The organism is Marnyiella aurantia (assembly GCF_014041915.1).
Lineage (GTDB): Bacteria > Bacteroidota > Bacteroidia > Flavobacteriales > Weeksellaceae > Marnyiella > Marnyiella aurantia.
Genome location: NZ_CP059472.1, coordinates 1062628 through 1088689 on the forward strand (window position 1 = coordinate 1062628; position 26062 = coordinate 1088689).

At 43.9% G+C, this 26062-nt stretch carries 21 protein-coding genes; 16 read left to right on the plus strand and 5 right to left on the minus strand.

Annotation, left to right across the window (positions count from 1 at the left end; genetic code table 11):
• Window position 1: 1 nt before the first annotated feature.
• The 14 genes from murB to H1R16_RS04970 all read left to right on the plus strand — a co-directional run bounded on the left by murB (window position 2) and on the right by H1R16_RS04970 (window position 16660).
• Window positions 2–1021: a UDP-N-acetylmuramate dehydrogenase gene (gene murB, locus H1R16_RS04905; protein WP_181887692.1), complete on the plus strand. Its 1020-nt coding sequence runs from the start codon at window positions 2–4 to the stop codon at window positions 1019–1021.
• A gap of 226 nt (window positions 1022–1247) precedes the next feature.
• Complete coding sequence (locus tag H1R16_RS04910) at window positions 1248–2453, plus strand: RsmB/NOP family class I SAM-dependent RNA methyltransferase (RefSeq protein ID WP_181887693.1); 1206 nt, start codon at window positions 1248–1250, stop codon at window positions 2451–2453.
• 220 nt (window positions 2454–2673) lie between these two features.
• The gene (asnB, locus tag H1R16_RS04915) at window positions 2674–4341 is read left to right on the plus strand and encodes an asparagine synthase B (RefSeq protein WP_181887694.1); all 1668 of its coding nucleotides are present in this window, start codon (window positions 2674–2676) and stop codon (window positions 4339–4341) included.
• 254 nt (window positions 4342–4595) lie between these two features.
• On the plus strand, window positions 4596–5330 hold the full coding sequence (locus H1R16_RS04920) for a hypothetical protein (protein ID WP_228451098.1): 735 nt from the start codon (window positions 4596–4598) through the stop codon (window positions 5328–5330).
• Window positions 5331–5435: 105 nt separating this feature from the next.
• Window positions 5436–6845 carry an MFS transporter gene (locus tag H1R16_RS04925; protein WP_181887696.1) on the plus strand — a complete coding sequence of 470 codons (1410 nt, stop codon included), beginning with the start codon at window positions 5436–5438 and terminating at the stop codon, window positions 6843–6845.
• A 103-nt stretch (window positions 6846–6948) separates the two neighbouring features.
• A complete protein-coding gene (locus H1R16_RS04930) occupies window positions 6949–7605 on the plus strand; it encodes an NAD(P)-dependent oxidoreductase (RefSeq protein WP_181887697.1) in 657 nt (218 codons plus the stop codon).
• Window positions 7606–7629: 24 nt separating this feature from the next.
• Entirely contained in the window at window positions 7630–8676 is a 1047-nt protein-coding gene (locus tag H1R16_RS04935) for an LLM class flavin-dependent oxidoreductase (RefSeq protein ID WP_181887698.1), read from the plus strand.
• An 86-nt stretch (window positions 8677–8762) separates the two neighbouring features.
• A complete protein-coding gene (locus H1R16_RS04940; RefSeq protein ID WP_181887699.1) occupies window positions 8763–9671 on the plus strand; it encodes a pirin family protein in 909 nt (302 codons plus the stop codon).
• 41 nt (window positions 9672–9712) lie between these two features.
• Window positions 9713–9994 (plus strand): GNAT family N-acetyltransferase, encoded by a 282-nt coding sequence (locus H1R16_RS04945; protein WP_181887700.1) that lies wholly within the window; start codon window positions 9713–9715, stop codon window positions 9992–9994.
• A gap of 259 nt (window positions 9995–10253) precedes the next feature.
• Window positions 10254–11837 carry a sodium:solute symporter gene (locus tag H1R16_RS04950; RefSeq protein ID WP_181887701.1) on the plus strand — a complete coding sequence of 528 codons (1584 nt, stop codon included), beginning with the start codon at window positions 10254–10256 and terminating at the stop codon, window positions 11835–11837.
• A 90-nt stretch (window positions 11838–11927) separates the two neighbouring features.
• A complete protein-coding gene (locus H1R16_RS04955; protein ID WP_181887702.1) occupies window positions 11928–12779 on the plus strand; it encodes a transketolase in 852 nt (283 codons plus the stop codon).
• 128 nt (window positions 12780–12907) lie between these two features.
• Window positions 12908–13855: a transketolase family protein gene (locus H1R16_RS04960; protein WP_181887703.1), complete on the plus strand. Its 948-nt coding sequence runs from the start codon at window positions 12908–12910 to the stop codon at window positions 13853–13855.
• Between the two features lie 137 nt (window positions 13856–13992).
• Window positions 13993–14670, plus strand: a complete 678-nt coding sequence (locus H1R16_RS04965) for a hypothetical protein (protein ID WP_181887704.1) — start codon at window positions 13993–13995, stop codon at window positions 14668–14670.
• Window positions 14671–15388: 718 nt separating this feature from the next.
• Window positions 15389–16660, plus strand: coding sequence for a chloride channel protein (locus H1R16_RS04970; RefSeq protein ID WP_181887705.1), 1272 nt, complete (start codon window positions 15389–15391; stop codon window positions 16658–16660).
• Between the two features lie 97 nt (window positions 16661–16757).
• On the opposite strand, the gene ric is transcribed toward H1R16_RS04970, so the two are convergent.
• The 5 genes from ric to H1R16_RS04995 form a co-directional block, all read right to left on the minus strand.
• Window positions 16758–17471: an iron-sulfur cluster repair di-iron protein gene (gene ric, locus H1R16_RS04975; protein ID WP_181887706.1), complete on the minus strand. Its 714-nt coding sequence runs from the start codon at window positions 17469–17471 to the stop codon at window positions 16758–16760.
• Between the two features lie 85 nt (window positions 17472–17556).
• Entirely contained in the window at window positions 17557–17988 is a 432-nt protein-coding gene (locus H1R16_RS04980) for an RrF2 family transcriptional regulator (protein ID WP_181887707.1), read from the minus strand.
• Between the two features lie 9 nt (window positions 17989–17997).
• Window positions 17998–18405, minus strand: a complete 408-nt coding sequence (locus tag H1R16_RS04985) for a hypothetical protein (protein WP_228451099.1) — start codon at window positions 18403–18405, stop codon at window positions 17998–18000.
• A gap of 29 nt (window positions 18406–18434) precedes the next feature.
• Window positions 18435–18905 (minus strand): Lrp/AsnC family transcriptional regulator, encoded by a 471-nt coding sequence (locus H1R16_RS04990; protein WP_181887708.1) that lies wholly within the window; start codon window positions 18903–18905, stop codon window positions 18435–18437.
• 127 nt (window positions 18906–19032) lie between these two features.
• A complete protein-coding gene (locus H1R16_RS04995; protein ID WP_181887709.1) occupies window positions 19033–23790 on the minus strand; it encodes a translocation/assembly module TamB domain-containing protein in 4758 nt (1585 codons plus the stop codon).
• A 4-nt stretch (window positions 23791–23794) separates the two neighbouring features.
• Here H1R16_RS04995 and tsaD point away from each other — a divergent pair, with 4 nt between their 5' ends.
• Together tsaD and H1R16_RS05005 are read left to right on the plus strand one after the other, a co-directional pair.
• Window positions 23795–24841, plus strand: coding sequence for a tRNA (adenosine(37)-N6)-threonylcarbamoyltransferase complex transferase subunit TsaD (gene tsaD, locus H1R16_RS05000; RefSeq protein ID WP_181887710.1), 1047 nt, complete (start codon window positions 23795–23797; stop codon window positions 24839–24841).
• Window positions 24842–24855: 14 nt separating this feature from the next.
• Window positions 24856–25560: an RsmE family RNA methyltransferase gene (locus tag H1R16_RS05005; RefSeq protein ID WP_181887711.1), complete on the plus strand. Its 705-nt coding sequence runs from the start codon at window positions 24856–24858 to the stop codon at window positions 25558–25560.
• Window positions 25561–26062: the final 502 nt, after the last annotated feature.

Genomic DNA, 26062 nt, shown 5'->3' on the forward strand with positions numbered 1-26062 from the left:
TATGATCATTCTTGAAAATCATTCCTTAAAAGAGCATAATACTTTTGGGGTAGATGCATCCGCACGTTATTTTGCAGCCGTGTCTACCCTGGAAGATTTAAAATCCGTAATGAATTTTGCGAAAAGCAACAATCTGCCCACACTCATGCTCGGTGGCGGCTCTAATGTGCTTTTCACAAAAAATTTTGAAGGTGTTGCCATTCAGATCAACTTTAAAGGAATCGAAGAAACTATTCTCAGTGATGATGAGGTTTTGGTAAAAGCTCAGGCCGGCGAAAACTGGCACTCGTTTGTTCAGTTCTGCCTTCAGAAAAATTATGGCGGACTGGAAAACCTTTCGCTGATTCCGGGAAACGTAGGAACATCACCCATGCAGAACATCGGTGCTTATGGCACTGAAATCAAAGACACTTTTGCAGGCTGTACGGTTTTAAACCTTTTGACCGGAGAAACTGAGGAATTCAGCCACGAAAAGTGTAGGTTTGGTTACCGGGACTCAGTTTTTAAGCAGGAAGGCAAAGGAAAATACATTATTCTGGAGGTCAGTTTCAGGCTCAGCAGAAGAAATCATGTTATAAGGGCCGGATACGGCGCCATCCAGTCGGAACTGGAAAACATGGGAGTAACCAATCCTGGTATTCAGGATATCTCCACCGCTGTTATTAACATCCGTAAGAGCAAGCTTCCGGACCCTAAAGTTTTGGGCAATGCAGGCAGCTTCTTCAAGAATCCCACTATACCGGCAGAACAGTTCAGGTATGTTCAGGAAAGATTCCCCGGAATCCCAAACTATCCGGCTGGCAATCTGGTAAAGGTACCCGCCGGCTGGCTGATAGAGCAGTGTGGATGGAAAGGAAAACAAATTGGAAATGTAGCCTCACACGAACTTCAGGCGTTGGTGATCGTCAATAAAACCGGAAATGCTTCCGGGAAGGAAATCTTCGACTTTTCAACGAAAATCATTGATTCGGTGAAAGAAAAATTTGGTATTGAGCTTGAAAGGGAAGTAAATATAATCTGATAATTCCGGAATTAACTCATCCTTTTATCAGCATTTTTACTCTAAGCAAAAACTATCTAGAATTACTTTTAGAATAGCTGTCCATAATCCTTGCGGATGGCCAAATTATCAAATCAGCAAATCATCACATCCACATATTACCTCATCGCCGCATCTTCTATACGTTCTTCAAATAATCACTATTTTTGCAAAGCCTAAAATCAACTTCATAGGCAAATACCACTTTATGGAACTCATACACCGCAACTTACTGATCGGAATCCACGACGCTTTACAGGAAACCTTCTTTCAGGAAAGAAAATATGCCGACAAGGTCATAGAAAGGCTTCTTAAAGCTCATAAAAAATGGGGCAGCGAAGACCGAAAAGTCGTTTCCCAGATATTTTACGATATTATACGCTGGAAAAAGCGCCTTGAATATTATATGGGCGAAAGCGTAAAACCAAACAACGTTTACAAACTCATCCTTGCCTACTGTCTTTGGAGCAAGACTCATTATAAAAAATTCGAGGAGTTTGATGGAATTAAAACTGCTGATATACTGACCAAGCTCAAGAAAAACACCGTTCCTAACAAGGCGGTTGAACATTCCATTCCGGAATGGCTTGCAAGCACCCTGGAAAAGGAACTGGGCAGCTCATGGGAGCGTGAAATGAACGCGCTTAACGAACAGGCGCCTACAATCTTACGCGCAAACACACTGAAAACCACTGCCAAAGAATTGGTTTCTGATCTTAAAGATGAAGATGTGGAAAGTTTCCAGATACGGAATTATCCCGATGCGGTTCAGTTGGAGGAAAAGAAAAACGTATTTATAACCTCCGCATTCAAGGACGGATTATTCGAGGTTCAGGATGCGTCTTCGCAAAAAATCGGCGAGTTGCTGGACGTTCAGGAAGGCATGCGTGTGGTTGATGCCTGCGCCGGTGCCGGCGGTAAGACCTTGCACCTGGCGGCCCTCATGAAAAACAAAGGTCAGATCATCGCTTTGGACATTTATGAATGGAAACTGGCAGAACTGAAACGCCGGGCGAAACGAGCCGGAGCTCACAATATAGAAGCAAGGTTTATTGAAGACAATAAAGTAATTAAGCGCCTGCACGAAAAAGCGGACCGCCTGTTGATAGATGCTCCGTGTTCCGGACTCGGGGTACTGAAGAGAAATCCGGATTCGAAATGGAAAATAGACCAGGATTTCATAGACCGTATTAAGAAGGAACAGCAGCAAATCCTGCAGGATTATTCAAAAATGCTGAAGAAAGGCGGAAAGATGCTGTACGCAACATGTTCCATCCTGCCAAGCGAGAATAACGAACAGGTGGAAACCTTCCTAAAGAACAATGCTGAATTCACCCTTCTGAAAGAAGAGAAGGTGATGCCCAGTGCCGGATTCGATGGTTTCTATATGGCACTTATTGGAAGGAACGCCTGATCAACTTTAATACAAAATCACTAAACAGCTTTCGGGCTGTTTTTTTTGTGAAAAATTTTTACCTGAAAGGCATCAAAAAAATTCAAATGTGAAATTTATTCCCCATAACCATGCAATTATCAGTATTTTATAATACATATGGTATTTTTTATTTGCTTTTATTAATCATATCAATAAGTTTGTATCAGATAAAAAACCAATAACCAAAAAACAGTTTATTATGTGTGGAATCGTATGCTTGCTTGATGCAAAACAAAAAACAGAAACGTTACGGCCTCAAATCCTACAGATGTCCCGAAAAGTCAGGCACCGCGGTCCGGACTGGAGCGGAATTTTCCAGGACGAAAATGTAATCTTCTCCCATGAACGTCTGGCAATTGTAGACCCGGCATCCGGTAAACAGCCTCTTTTTACCAAAGACGGCAAGGTAGTCCTGGCTGTAAACGGCGAAATATATAACCACCGGGAACTGCGTGCAGAATTTCCGGACTATGACTTCCTCACACAGTCCGACTGCGAAGTTATTCTGGCACTTTACCGTCGTCACGGCAAGGATTTTCTGGAAAAACTGAACGGCATATTTGCCTTCGCACTCTATGATTCAGAAAATGGGGTATATCTCGTGGGACGGGACCATATGGGAATTTGTCCTTTGTATCAGGGCTGGGACCGCAATGGAAATTACTATGTCGCTTCTGAGCTGAAGGCTCTGGAGGGAATTTGCAAATCCATAGAAGTTTTTTTGCCCGGTCATTTCCTGTTTAGTGCCGAAGGTTTTGAAATGCAGAAATGGTATCACCGTGATTGGGAAGAATATAACAGTGTGGAAGATAATGTAACGGATATCAGTAAAATAAAGGAAGGTCTGGAAGCAGCGGTACACCGCCAGCTGATGAGTGATGTACCCTATGGCGTTCTGCTTAGTGGCGGCCTGGACTCTTCCATTATCGCAGCAGTAACAGCCAAGTATGCACGAAACCGTATTGAAAGTGGCGATCAGGAGGAGGCGTGGTATCCGCGTCTGCACAGTTTTGCAGTCGGTCTGGAAGGATCTCCCGATCTGGTAGCTGCGCAAAAAGCTGCAGAGCACATCGGTTCCATACATCACGAGGTTCATTTCACTGTTCAGGAAGGCCTGGATGCCATCCGTGATGTCATTTACCATCTGGAAACCTATGACGTTACCACTGTAAGAGCATCTACACCAATGTATCTTTTGGCACGGGTTATCAAGTCCATGGGTATTAAAATGGTGCTGTCCGGCGAGGGCAGTGACGAACTTTTCGGTGGATATCTCTATTTCCACAAAGCACCAAATGCAAAAGAATTCCACGATGAAACAGTAAGAAAATTAGGCAAACTGCACCTCTATGACTGCCTTCGCGCTAACAAAGCACTTATGAGCTGGGGAATTGAAGGTCGGGTTCCGTTTCTGGATAAGGAATTTATGGATGTTGCGATGAACGTGAACCCTAAAGACAAGATGATCAGTCTGGCAGAAGGCAGGATGGAAAAATATGTACTCAGGAAAGCTTTCGAAGATCTGTTACCGGAAAGTATCGCTTGGCGACAGAAAGAACAGTTCTCGGACGGTGTGGGATACTCCTGGATCGACTCCCTGAAAGAGGCTGCTGAAACTGAAGTCTCAGATGAAATGATGGTCAATGCTAAATTCAGATTCCCGCTTAACACTCCGCAAAATAAGGAAGAATACCGCTATAGGACAATATTTGAAGAACACTTCCCCAGTGAAACCGCTGCAGCTACAGTACCGTCAGTTCCGTCGGTGGCCTGTTCTACCCCGATAGCTCTGGAATGGGATGAGGCTTTCAAAAATTTGAGTGATCCAAGCGGGCGGGCAGTAAATGTACACGAGGAGTCCTATTAACATATTCATTTTACTTCATCGAAAATAAATCACCCAATAAAATGCTGTAAATGTGATTGTTCCACAGTAAACCGCATAAAAATAAAATAATTATTAATTTGAATTTTAACAAAGGCACCGTAAGTTTATCCAATAATTAACTATATTTGGAAAATACTTAACAATTCAAAAAAATGAGAAGAAACATAATTCTACTTTTTACTGCGTTGCTGGCTTTTAACTTGTCTTTTGCACAAAATAAGTTTGAATCGGTAATGAATTCAAAAAAACTGGGCGTTTCATACAAAAATGTAAAATCGAAAGACAAGGAAGATTTTTATCAGCAGTATTTCTGGCTTACAAAAGTGGACGAACTGCAGGCATACCCACACCTGAAGGAAATAAAGCCGAGAGTACTTTATTCTTTTGTAAAGGAAATTATGCCGCAAATCCCCACAAAAACTCTTACTAAGGAAAATAAGAAGTTCAGAGATGATGCTGAGCTTTCACTGGACCAGTATTTTAAGAACAAAGACTGGACAAACCCAGTGATGGCACTTAACCTGCTAACTTACGTAGATCCTCAAAATGAGAAATATTTTTCTGTCGTTAAGCCCGAAAGCGTAGTTACCATGCTTCCGAAAAAGCTCTACTCTTTTACATCAGAGAATCAGAAAACTCAGGAGCAGAAAATTTACTATATGTGGATTGATGAAGACGAGTATAAGATTGTGGACATTGTTCCTGATCCTAAGAAAAACGAAGTGTTTTACAGTGAGTTAAAGACCATTCTGCCTAACTATTCTTTCCCAAACTTCGTGCCTGAAAGCGCCAGGATGGGCGATAAGAAAGTGAAGAGCGATGCTGATTATTACTATATCACAGCTTTTCAGGTGGGCAATGATAATATAGTTTACAAAACCCTGAGTTTTGAGGATTATATCTTTGTAAGGTATAAGAAAGACGGTGGTCCCTGGACCGACGTTGAACACAGAGACAAAAAATACTAAAAATCAAACCTGCCAAATAAGGCAGGTTTTTTTTGGTCTATAGTGAAAGGGATACTTAACACCATGCCGCAGCTATTTAGGTTCATTTTTTGATGATACATTTCAATGCCCGATTCTTCAAAGATTTTTGACACACCCACCAAAAGAATTCTTCCTTTCATACTGGCTACTGCGATATTCATGCAGATGCTGGACTCCACAATCCTGAATACTTCCCTGCCCTCCATAGCTGCTGACCTGCACGAGTCGCCGCTGGATATGCAGAATACCATCATAAGCTACGTTCTCACGCTTGCATTGTTCATGCCCGTAAGCGGCTTTCTGGCAGATAAATTCGGCACTAAGAAAGTTTTTATATTTTCCATTGTAGTATTCAGTTTGGGATCCTTGTTCTGTGCCGCATCGCAAAACCTTAGTCAGCTAGTTATTTCGCGCGTAGTGCAGGGTCTTGGCGGCAGCTTGATGACACCTGTTGGCCGTTTGGCACTCATCCGCACCTACGACAGGAACGAACTGTTGCCGGCACTTAATTACGCTATTGTTCCCGCTCTGATAGGTCCGGTGCTTGGTCCGCTGGTAGGCGGTTATATGGTAGATTATCTCTCATGGCACTGGATTTTCCTCATTAACATACCCATCGGTTTAATAGGTATTTTTCTTAGTCTGAAATACATGCCCGACTACAAATCCGAAGAAATCAGTTTTGACCTCAAAGGCTTTCTTATTTTCGCTTCAGCCTCACTGCTTCTTTCGGTTGCGCTGGAACTTTTCGGCACTTCCGCACATACAACGCCGGTGCTGCTGATTTTTGTTCTTGGCTTCCTGATGATCTATTATTATTACCGGCATGCAAGTAAGACTGCAGACCCTATCTTCCCACTGAATCTTTTCCAGGTAAGGACTTTCCGCGTCGGGGTGCTGGGAAATCTGGCTACGCGCCTGGGCATCAGTTCGGTGCCGCTGCTCCTGCCACTCATGATACAGATTGCCTATGGCCAAAGTGCGGTAATATCGGGCTGGATTGTAGCACCTATGGCTCTGACGGCCATGTTTGGAAAATCGTCCGTCATCAGAATTCTGAACAGGTTCGGCTACAGAAAAACTCTCATGATCAATACCTTTATCATCGGAATCCTGATTTGCTGCATGGGAATTCCCGGTATTAACACATCAATATGGTGGTTCCTTCCCATCATAGCGGTTCTGGGATTCTTCAATTCCATACAGTTCACTTCTATGAACACCATTTCCCTGGCCGACCTGCGTAACAGCCATACCAGCAGCGGAAACTCTCTCCTGGCAGTGAACCAGCAGCTGGCCATTGGTTTCGGTATCGCTTTCGGGCTCATCGTACTGAAGATATTTGAAGGCAACACCGCATTAATGCACGGTAATCCACACTTAGCATTCAGGTACACTTTTATAGTGGTAGGGCTTCTCACCATTCTTTCCGGGTTTGTATTTCGCAGGCTTCATTCCAGGGATGGTGAGAATATGAGGTCCGCCCACGGATAGCCGCAATCATGGCACAGAGCAACAGAGCCGATTTCTTAACGTATGTCAATGTGCAGGCCTTCCTTAGAAACTATCTTTGTAAGGAATCCATAAGAATATAAATATGAAAATAGCACTTATCGGCGCTACAGGATTTGTAGGAAAAGCCATACTGAATGAACTTCTTGAAAGGAATTATGAAGTTAATGCCATCGCCAGAGATACGTCAAAGATTTCTACCGAAAATGGTAAACTTCAAAAGACTCAGGTCGATGTTTTTGATGAGGGAAAACTTTCCGAAACGATAAAAGGCAGCGACGCCATTATCAGCGCGTACAATCCCGGGTGGAGCAATCCTGATATACATGAAGAATATCTGAAAGGAGCACTTGCGATAGAAAAAGCAGCAGAGGAGTCAGGCGTGAAAAAACTGATCGTGATTGGAGGAGCAGGAACTCTGAAATTAGACGGAAATTATATCGTGGACGGACCCGATTTTCCAAAAGAAATCTATCCTGGTGCGAGCGCAGTGCGTAATTATTTTGTGGAAAATCTCAGCAAAAATGAAACTCTCAACTGGGAATTCTTCAGCCCCGCTCTGGAAATGAACATGTATAGCAGCGACAAAGAAAAGACAGGAAAATACAGGCTCGGAACTGAAAGTCCGGTTTTCGACAGCGAAGGCCGTTCGCGTCATTCCGTACAGGACCTTGCTGTAGCGGTGGTAGACGAACTTGAGAATAAAAAATTCAACCGTCAGATTTTCACCGCTGCCTATTAATTTAAAACTTCAGAATAATCAGATATGAAAAAAATAGAATTTGGTTTAATGACATTCGCCGATGCGGCTCCCGAAACCACTGCGAATTCGGGACAGAATGCGCATCGCAGAATTAATGAGCTTCTGCAGGAAATAAAGTTGGCGGATGATCTCGGAATAGAAATTTACGGCGTGGGCGAACATCACCGGCCGGATTACGCGGTGTCCTCACCTACCACTGTGCTCGCCGCCGCCGCCGCAATTACCACAAATATTAAACTTACTTCCGCAGTAACCGTTTTGAGTTCTGAGGATCCGGTAAGGGTCTATCAGCAGTTTGCTACGGTAGATGCTATTTCGGGGGGCCGTGCCGAAATTATGGCCGGTCGAGGCTCGTTTATTGAGTCCTTCCCTCTTTTTGGGTATGACCTGGACCATTATAACGAGCTTTTCGAAGAAAAGCTGGACCTTCTGTTGGAAATTAACAAGTCAGAAATGGTAAGCTGGTCCGGACAGCACCGTGCTTCAATAAATAATTTAGGGGTTTACCCGCGTGCCGTGAAGGGAGAAATCCCCGTGTGGCTGGCTGCGGGCGGCACGCCGGCCTCAGCAATTCGGGCTGCAAAACTGCATTTGCCGCTTATGCTTGCTATTATTGGCGGTATGCCGCAACAGTTTACTCCGTTTATCAACCTCTATAAAAAAACTGCTCTGGAAAATGGTGTGAAGCCCGAAGACCTGCAGGTTGGAATTAACAATCATATGTTTATTGGCGAAGACGGCGATAGGGTTGCTGATGAATACTTCCCGCATTACGCGCAGATGATGGACCGGGTGGGCAAAAGCCGTGGGTGGCAACCGATGACCCGTCAGCAGTTTGAATTCATGCGCTCGCCGGAAGGTTCCCTTTTGGTCGGAAGTGTGGAACAGGTAGTTGACAAGATTGTATACGAATATCAACTGTTTGGATTTACACGTTTCCTGGGCCACGCCAGCCTGGGCTTCGTGCCGCATGAGCTTACCATGAAATCCATCGAACTTTACGCTACACAGGTAGTACCGGAAGTCAAGCGCCGGCTTGGAGTTGTTTAAAAACATCTGATCTATTTTCACTAAATTCGTGTTTGAGTTTTCCAAAATAGGTATAACTCAGAGTTCCACTATTAAAACATTTCACCATGTCTAACCTCGGATTAATTATAGAAGAGAAAGCTGCAGACATCGGCAATTTTTTAGTAGGCAGACTGCTGCCCTTCCGCGAGAAAAGAGCCGTTGGGCCCTTTGTATTTATAGACCATATGGGTCCGGCAGCCCTGAAGGATTACCAGAATCTTGATGTCGCACCGCACCCCCATATTGGACTGTCTACCCTTACCTATCTTCTGGAAGGCGCCATACAGCATAAAGACAGTCTGGGTAATGACCTGGAGATACAGCCGGGAGCGGTGAACTGGATGACGGCCGGAACAGGAGTGGTACATTCCGAGCGAACTCCGGAGTACCTCAGAAGTACTGAAAAACATCTGCATGGATTCCAGATTTGGGTAGGACTTCCAAAGGATCTTGAACAGAGTGAACCCAGTTTTCATCACACCGAGGCAGCTGATGTTCCCGGTTGGACAGATGGCGGCCTGCGCTACAAACTTATTGCGGGTGAACTTTCAGGCAGAAAATCTCCGGTACCGGTACACTCACTCCTTTTCTTCCTCGAAATTAGCAGTACCGGCATTCAGAAAGTGAACATTGGAAGTGAGCTTTTTGGTGAAGTTGCCATGTATGTTCTGAATGGCACGGTAACAGTGGACGGACAGGTTTTCGGTGGCAAGCAACTATTAATAGCTAAGGATGCAAAACTCTGCGAATTTGAAATGAGTGACAGTGCAACCGTCTATCTTTTTGGCGGTGAACCGTTTCCTGAGGAGCGTTATATCTTCTGGAACTTCGTCAATTCCGATAAAGCGGTTATAGAAAAGGCTACGGAGAATTGGCATCAGCAAAACCATGAGGCATTTCCTTTGGTTCCGGGTGATACAGATGATTACGTGCCTTTGCCGGAGGCAGTTCTCAAGTCGAGACTTTCCAGGTAAAGTCCTTAAAACATCATTAAACACTAAACAAAATAAAATATATGACTGAAATAAAACACGAAAACGATGGCCACAAGGGAGCGTTCAACCTTTATGTAGACGGAAAAAAGGCCGGCAGCATGACCTATACCGGTGCGGGCGATGATAAGTTTATTATAGACCACACCGAAGTTAATGAAGCGTACAACGGTCAGGGCCTGGCGAAAAAGCTTGTATTTGCTGGCGCGGAATATGCACGGGAAAACGGAAAGACGGTGATTCCGCTTTGCACGTATGCTAAGGCGACATTCCAGAAGAATAAAGAAATTCAGGATGTTCTCTAGATAATCTCCGATAAAGTTAAAACCTCTCCGCTATTTTGTTGAGAGGTTTTTTTGTGCACAGTCACCGCGCCCGGATTGAACGGCCTGTTTGAGCTCTTGCGCGGGAAAAAAATTCATTTTTTGCCGCGCAAAGCGAGTAGTGAAAGCCGGTCCCGATAACGATCGGGAGGCGCCAAAATATACACTACCACTCTTTCTCACTCGGAAGGTGCTCCGAATACCCACAAAAAACTATATTTGCGACACTAAAATGTAATTAATGAATTCCGCCACAATACTGATTCTGTTTGTATTTGCCTATTTTATCGGTCTGCTTGTCATTGCTTACCTGACCAGCCGTAACGCCGATAACCAGTCGTTTTTTATCGGTAATAAGAAAAGTAAATGGTGGCTTGTGGCCTTCGGGATGATCGGGACCAGCCTCAGTGGTGTCACCTTTATCTCGGTACCCGGTACCGTGGGCAAAATGACCGCCGGTGAATATCCTTTTGGCGGTTTCGAGTACTATATGATGGTCATCGGCTTTTTCCTGGGCTATTTTATTGTGGCCGCTGTACTGCTTCCGCTGTACTACAGGATGAACCTGACCTCCATTTACACCTACCTGGGCCGACGGTTCAACTTGGAAGCGCATAAGATTGGCTCATTATTCTTTATAATTTCCCGCTCTATTGGCGCCACGGCCCGGCTGTACCTGGTGGTAAACGTGCTGCAGATTTTCCTGCTTCAGGCGCTTGGCGTACCATTTTGGGTTACCGCCGGTGTCATACTACTCATGGTATTGCTTTACACTTTTGAAGGCGGTGTGAAGACCATCGTGATCACCGATACGCTGCAGACCTCGTTTATGATCCTGAGTCTTGTGGCGTGTATCATCTTTATCATTTCCAATCTCAACCTGTCCTATGGCGAGGCTTACACTATACTGGCCGACAAGGATTATACGCATCTCATCAATACGGATATAAATTCCAAAACATTTTTCCTGAAAACGGTTCTGGGCGGGATGTTCATCACCATTGCGATGACGGGTCTGGATCAGGAAATGATGCAGAAAAACATTTCTGTGGACAACCTTAAGAATTCAAAAAAGAACATGCTCACCTTCGCCGGTACGCTGCTGATCGTAAATCTGGCCTTCCTGTTTCTGGGTGGCCTGCTTTACCTTTTCGCCATGGAAAACGGCGCGGTGTACAGTCAGGTAGTTGATGTTGTAAACGGTAAGCAGAACATCACCAATGTATTCGGATTTCCGGATGCAGCTAGCGGTAACATCACCAATATTATGGGCGATGACCTCTTCCCGGCACTTTCTTTACAGGGTTATTTTCCTCTGTTTATTGCGGTTATATTTATCATCGGGTTAATTTCAGCTCTGTTTCCATCGGCTGACGGTGCGCTTACGGCCGTTACCAGTTCTTACTGCGTAGATTTGCTGAACATGAACGAGGACCAAACAAAAACCGAGAAGCAGAAAAAAAGATTGAGGATGAAGATCCATCTTATTTTCACGGTGGTTTTCTTTGCGCTGATTATGATTTTTAAAGCCATCGATGACAAATCCATTGTATACCTGATTATGGAAGTGGCAGGTTATACCTACGGTCCGCTGCTGGGTCTGTTTGCCTTCGGTATCCTGACCAGGTTTCAGATTACAAAGAAGTACAGCATAATTGCAGTTACTTTACTTGCACCTGTGGTTACCTACCTTATCAATTATCTGGTAACACAAAACACCGATTACCGTATTGGCGTGGAGCTGATTATGATTAACGGCCTGCTCACATTCATCGGGCTGTGGCTCATACGCAACCGCGGCACCCACCTTAGGGTTGTTGAGTAACAATCTAAAATCCTGCTCTTTGAAGCAGGATTTTTTAGTTTCACCAAGCCGTCAATTATTTGTAAATTTGCACGCAAATAAATCTATATAATGAGTAAAAGTATTGAAGAGCTGAAATCTCTTACAACACAAATCAGAAGAGACATTTTGAGGATGGTGCACGCCGTTAACTCCGGCCATCCCGGCGGAAGTTTAGGCTGTACCGAGTACTTCACCGCGCTTTACGGTAAGGTGATGAACTACCAACTGCCGTTTACGATGGAAGGTAAAGGTGAGGATCTGTTCTTCCTTTCCAACGGACATATTTCGCCGGTATTCTACTCTACCCTGGCAAGATTTGGATTTTTCCCGGTTGCAGAACTGGCTACATTCAGAAAGCTGAACACCAGATTACAGGGACACCCTACCACTCACGACAATTTACCGGGCGTTAGGATCGCTTCCGGTTCTTTGGGTCAGGGATTATCTGTGGCTGTCGGTGCGGCCCTGGCTAAGAAAATGGACGGCGACGATTCATTGGTGTACACGCTTCACGGTGACGGTGAATTGCAGGAAGGGCAGATTTGGGAAGCTCTGATGTTTGCTGCTCATAATAAAGTAGATAATTTAATTGCAACCATTGACTATAACAACAGGCAGATCGACGGTGATACCGACGATGTCCTAAGTCTGGGAGATTTACACGCAAAACTGGAAGCTTTTGGCTGGAAAGTGCTGAATGAGAAAAACGGTAACGACCTGGAGACTGTAATTTCAATCCTGGAGCGTGCGAAACAGGAAGCCGGAAACGGAAAACCTGTAGTCATCATCCTACACACCGAAATGGGCTTTGGGGTAGATTATATGATGGGCACTCACGCATGGCACGGAAAAGCGCCAAACGACGAGCAGCTGGATACCGCTTTCAAGCAGCTTTATCTGGAAGCCAGCGAGGACTATTAATTTTTTTTTGGGCAGACAATTCCGCCCTCCGTTCCCGCTTTTTCTTTTTTCTGAGAAAAAAGAAAAGAGCTCCACTCAGGTCGGGCTGTAAACCCGTTTAATAATAAATCACCTTTTGAAATTAAGTCATGAAATACCAAGTTTTAGATAATAAAGATACAAGAAGCGGTTTCGGAGCCGGATTGGCCGAACTTGCTGATACTAACCCCAACGTCGTAGCTCTTTGCGCAGACCTCATCGGCTCCCTGAAGATGGAAAAATTCATCGAAAAAGCACCGGAGCGTTTCATCCAGGTGGGAATTGCCGAAGCGAATATGATGGGAATTGCCGCCGGACTTACGATTAACGGAAAAATTCCTTTCACGGGAACTTTCGCCAACTTTTCTACCTCCCGCGTGTACGACCAAATCCGTCAGTCCATCGCCTACTCCAACAAAAATGTAAAGATCTGTGCATCCCACGCCGGACTGACATTGGGTGAAGACGGTGCTACGCACCAGGTGCTGGAGGATATCGGAATGATGAAAATGCTGCCGGGAATGACGGTGATCAATACCTGCGATTACAACCAGACCAAAGCCGCAACATTGGCAATCGCCGATTTCGAAGGACCTGTTTACCTTAGGTTTGGACGTCCTGTGGTTCCGGTTTTTATTCCGGAGGATATGCCGTTTGAAATTGGCAAAGGAATTATGCTTCAGGAAGGGACAGATGTAACCATTGTAGCTACCGGACACCTGGTTTGGGAATCTCTGGTTGCGGCCGATCAGCTTGAAAAGGAAGGAATTTCATGCGAGGTGATTAACATCCACACAATCAAACCTTTGGACGAAGAAATCATCCTGAAATCAGTGGAGAAAACCGGAAGGATTGTTACAGCCGAAGAGCACAACTACCTTGGTGGTCTGGGTGAATCTGTAGCCGGAATGCTGGCTAGAAAAAGACCGACAATCCAGGAATTTGTAGCAGTGAACGATACCTTCGGCGAATCTGCAACTCCGGCAGAACTGATGAAGAAATACGAAATTGATGCAGATGCCGTGATGGCCGCTGTAAAAAGGATTATGTCCAGATAACTTTTTCTGAAATACACTTTAAAACACGTCTTCGGGCGTGTTTTTTTTGTTTAAAATCCTACTATCCGGGAGAATAGTCCTATAACTAAAGCCTTAAATCAGATAATTTCGTCAGTCATAAATTTAAAATCAAAAACATGAAGGACGTTTGCAAAAAAATTATCAAATCCTCACTGGCCACATTAGCTTTGCTTGCCGGAATCAATTTTCACGCTCAGGAAACTGAACCGCAACCCATTCAAAATCCACCGGTATCGGTGGAAGCAATGCTCGGTAGCCGCGGTATATCTTTCCAGATGACTCTGGACAAAAAATTAAGGAGTGTTCCTCAAATCGGTTTTTTTAGCGTAACAGATTTCAACTCAGACTGGGGAAATGATCAGCTGAGTGACCTGATGATTATCGGTAAAGCGACTGTTGACCTTTACAAAGGTCTGAAATTCGGCGCCGGCTTTCAAAGCACGCCCGGTGGAATCCGTCCTTCGGCAGCACTTATATATACTTACGCCAATCCGGACTGGCTCATTATTGCTATGCCCAGAGCGGACCTAAGTGCAAACGCCAATCTGGAAGGCTTGGGAATTGTGGAATATAAACCTGCGCTCAGCGATAAATGGAGATTATACACCCGCCTGCAGGGAACCTATGTACACGCGGCCGCAGCTGATCTGCATACAAGAAGCTACATCCGCAGCCGTGCCGGGCTGACGTATAAGGAATTTACGTTCGGCGTGGGAGCCAACGTGGAATATTACGGTCCGACCAAGCATAAGGAAACCAATATCGGCGGCTTTCTGCAGGTTGCACTGTTTTAAAATGCAATTCAAAAATTCCGAAGCTTCTCTGGCAAGACCCGTGCAGTTACCGCGCTATCCTGTTCTTTAGTTATGGATTGCTTCGTTGTTTCCCATCGTTATTGGGACCGATTACCATCGGTACTTCCGACTCGAAGGACGAAAGTTTGCTTGCTCCCATGTGGCGGATTCTAAACCGAGGATCAGTAGTTATACAGAAGACATCCAGACTCTTGAGATTCGCGGAACGACAAAGAGGCTGTTTTCTTGATGTTGTGATAAAAAGCGACATACAATTCAGATTTTGAATTTTGAATTTTAGATTTATTCAACATTAAAATATAGAGCCTTCTCTGTGCACATTGTGAAAACCTTTGTGCCCTTTGTGGTTAAAAGAATTAGGAATCACGATTTCAGACATCAGATCTCAGGTGTTATATTTATCCAACATTCAAGTATAGAACCTCTTCTCCGTGCCCACTGAGAAAACCTCCGTGCACGCTGTGGTTAACGGCAGTCCTATTTTAAGCGCACAGATTTCACTGATGAGCACAGATTAAAATATTTTAGCATAAAGAAGCAGGGATTGTAATCCGCGACATCAAGCTCTACTACAAGAACTTTACGCTTCATGGTTGCAGCGCGCGTGAAAAATGTTCTGCGAAAGTTTCCTAAATTTGCGCTGACAATAGACCGCTTCCGGTCTGTTAGTTCTCATTTTTCGCTTAAAAATATTCCTTTGGAAAGAAAGAAAATTGTAAAGCAGCATTACTTCAAGCTTATTTTGGCATCGATGGCAGTGGCCCTCGCAAGTGCTGTTCTGGCTTTTAGCCTGAAGCACCTTACTGAATTCCTGCAGGATAGATTTTTTAGCGCCGCAAGCGGATACACAATGTTATACATTCTCCTGCCCTCAGTAGGAATAACAACGATTTACTTTTTAAGGAAATATGTTTTTCAGAAACGGAAAAATAAAGGCATAACCGAGATCTACAAAACACTGGACCAGCGGAAGGAACACTTGCCGTTATTTAAGATTCCATCGCACTTTATCAATGGTTTCCTAACTGTTATTTTCGGCGGATCCACTGGTATCGAGGTATCAACCGTTGTGGCTACAGCTACTATTGGAAATTATGGCTACAAAAAGGAGTTCTCAGCCAGGATGTATAAAAGGGAACTCATTTGCGCAGGCGTTGTTGCGGGTGTGGCAATATTATTTACCAGCCCGTTGGCGGGGTTTCTGTTTGCGATGGAGGTAATCGCTCGCAAGATGCGGCCTTCACTTATTATTTCCTGCGCCGCCGCGGCATTAATCAGTCTTGCTTTTATCCAGCTTTTCGACAACCAGACAATATTTAATACGCCTGTAACGAACTGGAGCTACGCTGCAGTACCCTTTTTTATATTGTTAAGTATTTCCGGTGGTCTTCTTTCTGTATATTTCACCCTGCTCGTTACGAGTATGAAAAAGTTTTTCAGAGGGATTTCCAATAATTTTATTCGGGTAATTCTTGGTGCTATAGCCGTTGGTTTGCTGATTTTCTTTTATCCTGCTTTATACGGCGACAGCTATCACGGTTTAAGGCTTATGCTGGAAAGCCCGCTGGACGGAAGCAGCGCAACTTTGATGCTGATACTGACTCTGGCTGTGCTGAAGCCATTGGCTGCAGCACTTACGCTTGGCTCCGGGGGTGACGGTGGTGTTTTTGCGCCCAGCATAGTAGCCGGAGCTTTCTTGGGTCTTAGCTTTGCTCTTATTGGGAACAACTATTTTGGAATGCAGCTCATTCCGGTTAACTTTGCTCTTATTGGTGCGGCTGCCACACTTTCTGCGGCTCTCTACGCACCGTTTACATCAAGTGTATTGATCTGCAGCTTACTTCCAGGCGGCTTCATGCTCTATTTACCGGTGCTCATCTGCTGTTTTATTGCCACCTTCATTGCAAAGAGGATACTACCGTATAATGTTTATACCTACGACCGGTATATAAATCCCGCTTCCTCATAAGCGAGAATTTCACAACGACAGCAAAGCTGTATGATAGTAAAGCAAAAGAACCGGTTCGCAATAGAACCGGTTCTTTAAATTAATACTGCTTTGAATTTCAAAACGTTTTCTCCAGGGCAACTGCTTTGGGGAAGAGGATGTTATTTTCCAGATGGATGTGCTTATGAAGGTCGTTTTCAAAATCCTCAAGCATCTTAAAGGTCACCTGATATGTTCCGCAGGCATCATCAGGAAACTGATAACCGTTAGTTAATTCTGAAATTTTCACAAAGCGGTCGCCTTCAGCCTCATGCTCGTCTTTCATCATGGCTACAGGATTTTCAACGGTGCCGAAATGAGGCTTATCCAGAGGCTCACCACTACGTTGTGCTGTAACCATTTTTTTGATGAAGGGGAAAAGAATGAGCTCTTCTTTTTTCATGTGGGCACCTAAATCCCCGGCGCTTTCCTGAAACAGTTCATTGATCTCAAACAGTTCGGAATGACGGTCGCCATGTACTTTGCAAAGTTTGTTCAAATAAGGAATCAGCATGGCTGTTTTTTCTTCAACATAACGGTGGTGAGTCTTTTCCACATAATCTGCCAGCAGGTCCAGTGGCCAGCTGTTAAAATCAATGTCAGAAGATTTCTGGTTGGAAATTTCTTCCAGTTCGCGGTAGATATCTTCCGGATTTACATTTTTCCTGTCGCAAGCTTCCTCAATTGTACGTCCGCCCTTGCAGCAGAAGTCAATATTGTATTTTTTAAAAACTTCCGCCGTTCTGAAATTCTCCGCAACGAAGTCGCCTATTGCTTTTTCCTGAGTTAACATATCACTGTATTTTAAAATTATAGGTCAAAGTTACAAACTAAATTTTTAATTCGGACTATTTTATCCTATTTAACTTTAAAAAAAATCACCGCAGCCATGCCAAGCCATTTTCGGTTCTCACCGCCAGGTCGTAAAATGAAAATTTTTGAGTCATTACCTGGAGTTTATCACGAACAACTTTAAAATCTTCATGTACCGGACATGGATTTACAGCTGAGCATCTGCGCAATCCCAAACCGCATTCGGTAAAAACTCCAGGTCCGTCGAAAAGGATTACAATATCATAAATGGTAGTTGACTTTTGCTTTTCTTCATCAAACACAAAACCACCCATTTTACCACGGGAAGATTCAAGAATGTGTTCCCGGTTCATACGCTGCAGGATTTTGGCTGTAAAGGCAACCGGAGCGTCCACAGAAGCTGCCACCTGTTTTACATTTACAAGTTCCTTATGCAAACTTTGCTTAGCAACGTAAATTGCAGCTTTAATGGCATACTCACAGGCTTTGGAAAACATCTTCGGTATCTATTTAAAAAACTGCCATTTCGGAATAAAGGCCAGCAGTCCAATTCCTGTAAAGAGGAAAAGTGAAGTAACATCTGTATAAAGGAAAGTATCCAGATAGTAGATGTGTGAATAAAAATGAACTCCTACCAGAAGAGGAAACAGGATTACACCTATTTTCCGGTAGAAATAGATTAGCAGAAGGGACAGGATAATAAGCACGTCTACAGAAAAGATGATGTAAAAATACCATTCTGGAATCTTAAGGTCACTTTGCTGCAGGTACTGGTCTATGTCTACACCGATGCCCATGATTGTAAAAAGCAGCAAGGCGAGTATCGACAGTATAAAACCTAAATCCTTCTTCGGGCTTTCATTTGCAAATTCATTCCTTTCCATAAGTACAAAAATAAAGAAACCTGCGAACATTCGCAGGTTTCAGTAAACTAATTTAAAACTTAAATTCTTACAGCATCAATGAGCCTATTCTTGTCGCTCAGATACTCTTCCATAGAGATCATACTTTCAGTTCTCATAACATCCTGGATGTCATCAATCATATAAATGATTCTTTTGGCATCTTCAGTATTCTTCGCACGCATCTTACAGAAAATATTGTATTTGCCGGAAATCACGCTTGCTTCCACTACATTAGGGATAGTGGATAATTCCTTTAGAACGTCCTGGGTACGGTTGGATTTTGTAAGAAGGATTCCGATAAAGGCAGTGAAATGATAATCCAGCTTACCATAATCAATGCTTAAAGAAGATCCAAGGATGATTCCCGCATCTTCCATTTTCTTAACCCTAACATGTATAGTACCGGCAGAAACGTCCATTTGTTTAGCAATTTCGGTAAAAGGCATACGGGTGTTTTTCACGAGAAAATCAAGAATTCTCTTGTCTATCTCATCTAACTGATAATTCATTTTATTTAATTGAGTATTTATTAATAAATCGCTGTATTTTTTGCAAAATTACGAAAAATTATTAAAATACACAAAATATCGAATATATTAACGATAATTTAACGCATCCTTATGTTCGACTTAATAATCACAAAGTAATTGAATCATTTGTTTTAGATTCTTTGGAATTTAAAAGCTTTTCTGAAGGGGCTAATTTATCCTTCTGCCTTCTTTTGAAGATGGTATTGAAACTTTTACTCCACACCACACCACCACCATAGGTTTGGTTGGCAGCGCCGTTAGATCCGCCACTTCCCATGCCGATATTCATTGGCTTGGAATAGCCTCTAAGTACCAATGTGCCGTCGTTCTTTTTGGAAACATCAATTTCAACAGTACCTTCACCTGACAGTAAATCGGTATCGGTGCCCTCTGTTCCGCGGGATAGTGGTATACCCAGACCGGTTTTCACTTTAACCCTAGGCGAAAGGTCAAAACTGACCCCGGCATTGGCCCGGTCACCGGTGTTTGAAGCCTCATCGCCGCGAACATAATTCAAATCAATCTGGAACTCGTTACTGATGGTATTCAATACAGAGCCCAACTGTCGGAACAGCAGATTATAGCCGGTATTTTCGGCAATATTTCCTACATCCAGGCCAGTGGCTGTTGTATTAAAGCGGTTGAGTAAAAGTACAGAACCGAACTGGATTACTTTTTCGTCTTCCTGATTCATTTTGGAAGCAAGAGTCTCACGGATCTGGCTGGAAACATCAACGGCGGACACGCCCAGTTCAATTTTCGGATTGTTGAGGGTTTGTGTAATCTTGGTTTGCAGTAACACATTTACTGGTTGCAGCGAGCCTACACCTAAATAATCGCCTGTATTGGAAACCGTCCTCATATAGTTGGCCGTGATGTCCAGCGCGGGTGTAAGAGCATCGCCATCCCACCGGATGCTGCTGCCCTGCACGATCTGGAAAGTACGGTTAAGTACTGCTTTGGAAGTAAATGTTCCGTTTTCTACAATATAGGAACCGTTCATTTCGATGTTACCGGTTCGGGCCATCACAAACCGGAGCTCGTCGGATGTACCGCGCACAGAAATATCTCCGATATCATCACCCACCAATACGTTCACAGTTGTTCCCTTGTCCACAGCCAGATTGAAGTCAATATTCATATTGGCGCCAGAACGTTTTTTGTCCTCCAGGGTGATCACACCTTTATCATCTTCCTGCAGGAACCTCAGCATCTTAAATTCCTCCACATTGGACGTAGAGTTTGAGTTAAAGGTAAAAACACTGTTATTGAGCGCCCTCATGTTAGGAGTCTGAATACTGAGTGCCTTTACCGGTCCGGAAACATAAAGGTCTCCCTGTCCATAAATTCTTCCCCAAAATAAATCATAGTCACTTTGAGTTGTATTCAGCATTAACAGGTTATCTGCCCTCATAATGAGTTCGACCGCCATGGATGCCAGGGTTTCGAAATAGATCGCCCCGGAGATACTTCCGCCCGAATTATTGCGGCCGTCACGCACGCCTATATTGTTCAGGATAGCGCGCCCGCGGGACAGCGGGATTACAGTATCTTCAAATGAATAATCTACGCCGGTAAAATCTAGTTTTAATCCAAATTTACTCATGGCGATATCACCGCTGTAGTCTATATCTTTTAACGTTCCGCTTACTGTTAAAACGCCATTTGCGTAGCCTCTCATATTGCTGAAAACCCCTTTCACAAACTGATTGGCAAATTTAAGGTCGAAATCATTCATATTCGCCTTAATATCAAGCGTTGGTGATGGTGTGTTATTATTGATTGTACCCGAAACAAGCAGATTATTATCTCCAATGATTCCTGCTGATATTACCTCAGCTTCAATATCAAATACGTTGGGTACCGAAGAATTTTTGGCATTAATAACGATATTGCCCAAATCCTCTCCGTTCATTGTGATACCATCCACACGTAAATCTATCAGGGGCTCCAGATTATTTTGATTCATTGTAATGTTAATGCTTCCGTTTGCGATACCCTGCATGTTAAGGGAATTACCACCCGCCTGCATTTCCAGGATTTTGGCAACCTGCATATTTTTGACTTCTGCCTCTGCGTGGAAATCCTTGGCCGACCTGAAGGTGGCAGTCTTGACCAACAACTCACTACTGTCTGAGAAGACACGAAGGTTTTCTATGAGAAAATCCTTTGTACTTTTCCGGTAAGTGATAGAATGATTAAGCTGTGGACTTGTATCAATACTCCACGTTACATTATTAAAATTAACCGAAGTTGGATCAAATCGGACAATATAGTCACCTGCAGGGTTGGTAGACTGATTTAAATTTACACTGTAGGTTTTTAGTTCTTCATTTACCTCTTCTTCCGGAGTGCCATGGTGGAAATTAGTTGCAATATGCAGTACCTGGTTATTCTGGTTTCGGCCTGTAACTGTAACTTCCTTAAACACATTGTTCCCATACTGTGCACGGTCTACCCTGGCGAAAATCTGTTCCTCCAGATTGGCGGTATTTATACGTAAAACCAGATTACTTACCATGGCACTGTCGCGTGTTATGAGATCATCCTGACTGATTTGGTAATCCGGATTCACGGCTGCGAGCGCACGGTCGGCATCTGTAATTTCCTGCTTTTTAGTCATATAGTAGCGCAATTCTGCCGCATCCAGGTTTAGCACCAGATTGTTGGCATCGCCGTCATAAGATCCATTGACAAATGCGCCGCGCGGAATGCGGAGATCAGGCATAAAATAATTCACCAGATTCTGGCGGATATTGAATTCCATATTAAAATTCTGCCCCCGGAACATGCGGCGCGGTGGTGGGCCTACAAGAATTTTATTGAGACCGTTCTCAACCATTGAAGGCAGATCGCCAAGGTTATACCGTCCGGTAATCTTACCACTTACAGCATCGGGTGCATCTACAACCACTACACGGTTACCGTTCTCAAAAAAGGCCTGAACTTTGGCATTTGGAATGTTGAATTTCTGCGTGGCGGTGGCAAAATTGAGATTGGTAAGTTCTGCATCCAGATTCATGTCGTTCAGACTGGTCATGGCAATCTTACCGTCAATTTGCCCGCTCATTATCTGGCTGCCGGCTGCACCGGTAAAATAATTCAGGTTCAGGTAACCAATATCCGCATTGACATCAGCCAAAATACGGGAGGTTCGGAAATCAATAAGGCCCTTTACCTCTGCCCTTGCCTGATCATCGTTCACCTTCACAATTCCGTTGTACGTTCTGCGATCCAGCAATCCATCCAGAGTAACGTTGTTAATGACTTTATCCAGGATTTCTATACTTGCAATTTGCGATTGCGTACGGATCCGCATTGTATTTACATCAAAGCTCTGACCGTCCACATTAAATTTGCCCGTGATCAAACCTACCTGTTTACTTTTGGTGATTATGGACGTATTAAGGTCGAAGACTTCGGCATAACCGCGGTATTTCGGCATATTTGTGCTGTAGTCGCTTAAGTAAAAGTTCCGGATATTTGCCCGCCCGATGCCTGTAATCAGGTTACCACGGGGTACAAATATCTGCTCCGGCATCACCCTGGCGGCACCACGGTATCTCAACCTGCCGAAATCATCGGCAAAATTCTTCATCTTTTCTGAGATGAAGGTGGGCAGCATCGCTTTCAGTCCGACATAGGTAAAGTCAGTGGACAGATCGTTGGATTCAATTACAAACTTTCCATTCAGCAAGTTGCTGAGCTTCATTGTACCGGTTCGGATGCTTACCTCTTTATTGCCCAAAACAAAGTTATTGAGGTAAAAGTTGTTGAGCGGTCCGGCCATTGAACCGGAAATATTCACAGGTTTATAATTGTCCCACTGTGTTACAAAATAACTGATATCGTACCCGCTGATCTGACTTCCCTGCTTCATCAGCATTTCCCATCGAACACGGTTTGTAAAATCTGCCCAGGAGCCATTATTGAGGTTGAATTTTACATCGCCCTGCAAAAGGGTATGGTCTGTAAAAAGGGTGAGATCCCGCAGTGAGAGGAAATCATTGGTAAGCGATATATCAGCCGAAAAGGTATCTACAGTATGTTTTTTTCCCCAGCGCGTAGTAGTGAAATTAAGGTTGTTCACCTGCGCGAAAACGTCGCCACCGTTTACACGCACACTTGGTGCCCGCAGGTTTAGGTTTTGGGCCATCAACCATTTTCCCTTGTCACCTTCGCCGTTGCGGTTAATAATAGACACTTTTGAATTTACAAGTTCTACACGTGAATTCAGTTGAAAAGGTGCTTTTGTAGGATCAGCCTTTTTGCCTGAATCGAAATTTCCGATATACCGAATAAAGTTTGATATACTGTCGCCTTTGTAGGTGATCACCTTAATATCAGCCTCTGTTAGGGTAAGTGCATCGAAACTGAGCGAATTACTGCTACCGCTGATCGCATTACTGGCCAGCGCAATCCAGTTGGAGTTGGCACGGAACTCCCGCACTTTTATAAATTCAAGCCCTTTATTGTCCTTTATTGTGAGCCCCCGAATGGTAACATCTCCAAAATAATCTACATGAACACCACGTGTGGTCATTTCTGCTTTAAAGTCCTGATTCAGGATCTCAAGCGCCTGGTTGGCAGCCCACCTTTTAGTGACAGGCAAATTAACGGCAACTAGCGCGAGTATGATGACAGATAGACTTAACCAGAAGATAATAAGTAAAAGCCGAACCCACCAGCGGACGTTTGTCACGTCTTTAGATGCCTGTTCTACAATAGCCCCTGCCGAGCCTACAGGATCCTGAACCACATCGGTGACAACCTCTTTTACCTGCTCCACTTTTTCGCCGATCTTTTCGGGAATAGTATTGGAATGCTGCTCGTTACTGTTTTTATTATTCTCTATATTTGCCATTGTAATGAACGAGTCAATAATTTTAGGGATAGAATCGTCCTGCGACGATACTTCTGCGGCAATAATCAGAGGTAATGAAATTCTCTCCAATATTGCAGCCAACCAGGAAATACACAACTTATACGGCGGGGTAGTCCCCGAACTGGCTTCCCGTGCGCATCAGCAAAACATCATTCCAGTTGTACAGCAGTCATTAACCAAAGCAAATATACAACAAAATGATATTGATGCTGTGGGTTTCACCCGTGGTCCGGGGCTCCTGGGATCACTGCTGGTGGGCACCTCATTTGCTAAATCACTGGCAATGAGTCTGAATGTTCCACTGATTGAAGTAAACCACCTGCAGGCCCACATTTTAGCCCATTTTATTGCCGATGCAAATCCTGTGCCCCCAAAATTTCCTTTTTTATGCCTGACAGTAAGTGGTGGACATACCATGATAGTGCTGGTAAAGGATTATTTTGACATGCAGATCATTGGTAAAACCACGGACGACGCCGCCGGGGAAGCATTTGATAAGATCGGAAAGATTTTTGGCCTGGATTATCCGGCAGGACCCATTATAGACAGGATGGCGAAAGAAGGTGACCCGACCTCGTTTGAGTTCAGTAAACCGAAGATGCAGAATTACGATTATTCCTTCAGCGGTATCAAAACCTCGGTTCTGTATTTCATCCAAAAGGAGATCAGAAAAAATCCGGAATTTATCAGCGAAAACATCCATGGTCTGTGTGCGTCAGTTCAGAAAAGCATCGTAGACATTCTGATGCAGAAACTTATAAAAGCAGCCACCGAACTGAACATTACTGAAGTGGCGATTGCGGGCGGTGTTTCGGCCAACTCGGCACTAAGGCAGGCAATGCAGGAAACTGGACAGAAATTGGGTTGGAACATCTACATCCCGAAATTTGAATATACTACAGATAACGCAGCAATGATCGCAATGGTAGCAAAACTAAAGTTTGAGCGCGGTGAATTTGCTGACCTTTCAACTTCAGCGGCAGCCCGCTACGACCTGGTGTCGGATTTCGAAGAGGGTAAGGTAAACTGATTTTTTAATAAAGTATGAAATTATTTTTTGGCGAGATTTTCCCTGAGGTTAGAATAGATGAAGATGAACAGCAGCACATCCTTAAAGTTCTGCGGATGCGTGCCGGGGATGAAATTACACTTACAGACGGAAAAGGAAATGGAGCGTGCGGCCGCTTAATCCTGGAAGGTAAGAAAGTCACTTTAGGCAACGTAAAAATCCTGTCAGCAGCACCGCCATTTTCACCACTCCTTCACATCGCAATCGCACCTACCAAAAATATAGACCGTACCGAATTTTTTGTTGAAAAAGCCACTGAGATGGGCATCAGCGAGATTACCTTCATCCTTACGGAAAAGTCCGAACGGCGGAACCTTAATTTTGATAAGATTCAGAAACAAATAACTGCAGCCTCTAAACAGTCACTTCGTTTCCACTTTCCGAAAGTAAATAATCTGACTAAACTTTCAGATTTTGTACAGAAGCAGTATTCTGAACATACATTTGTAGCTCATTGCGATCCTGCGTTTGAGAGAACTGAACTGAATCAAATTCCATCACTTGAGAAAATAACTTTCATGATAGGTCCTGAAGGTGACTTCAGTCCGGCAGAGATTAAAATGCTGGCAGAAGCCGGCATTAAAGCAGTATCGCTGGGAGGCCAAAGATTACGGACTGAAACAGCGGGAACCTTTGTTGCAGCCTGGAATTACGGGAAGATGATTTTGGAAGGATTTTAAATTTTAAATTTTTAGTTTTGGATTGCGTAGGATACTGGGAAACTTCTATTCCTGGCTCTTACTAAACCACAATGTTCACAACGTTTTTTACAACCCGCATAAAAACATTCTTTCATTCTGGGGGGCAACCTGTATTAGCACTTGGCTCATGATGTATGACTCAATTTTACCGCAGCAATTTCTGAAATTCTACATAGGGTACCGAAACCAAGTTTTTAGCCTGGATTTCACGGCTTATCGCTGCTACATCTAATAACTAAGATAACACTCATAAATGTGAATCCTGTTCCACTAACAATGGGCAGAACCCATGCCGTCATTCAAAATAAGATGACAGGGGGGGGCATTCTATCCTCTGATCAATAGGACAAATTTAATATAAGAACAGTGGAAAAAAGTTGACGCATGGACTGTAAAACCTTGAGCAAAAAACTATAGAAACAAAAAAGCCCCATAAATGGGGGCTTCTCGATCCGGACGGGACTCGAACTCGTCTCGTCAT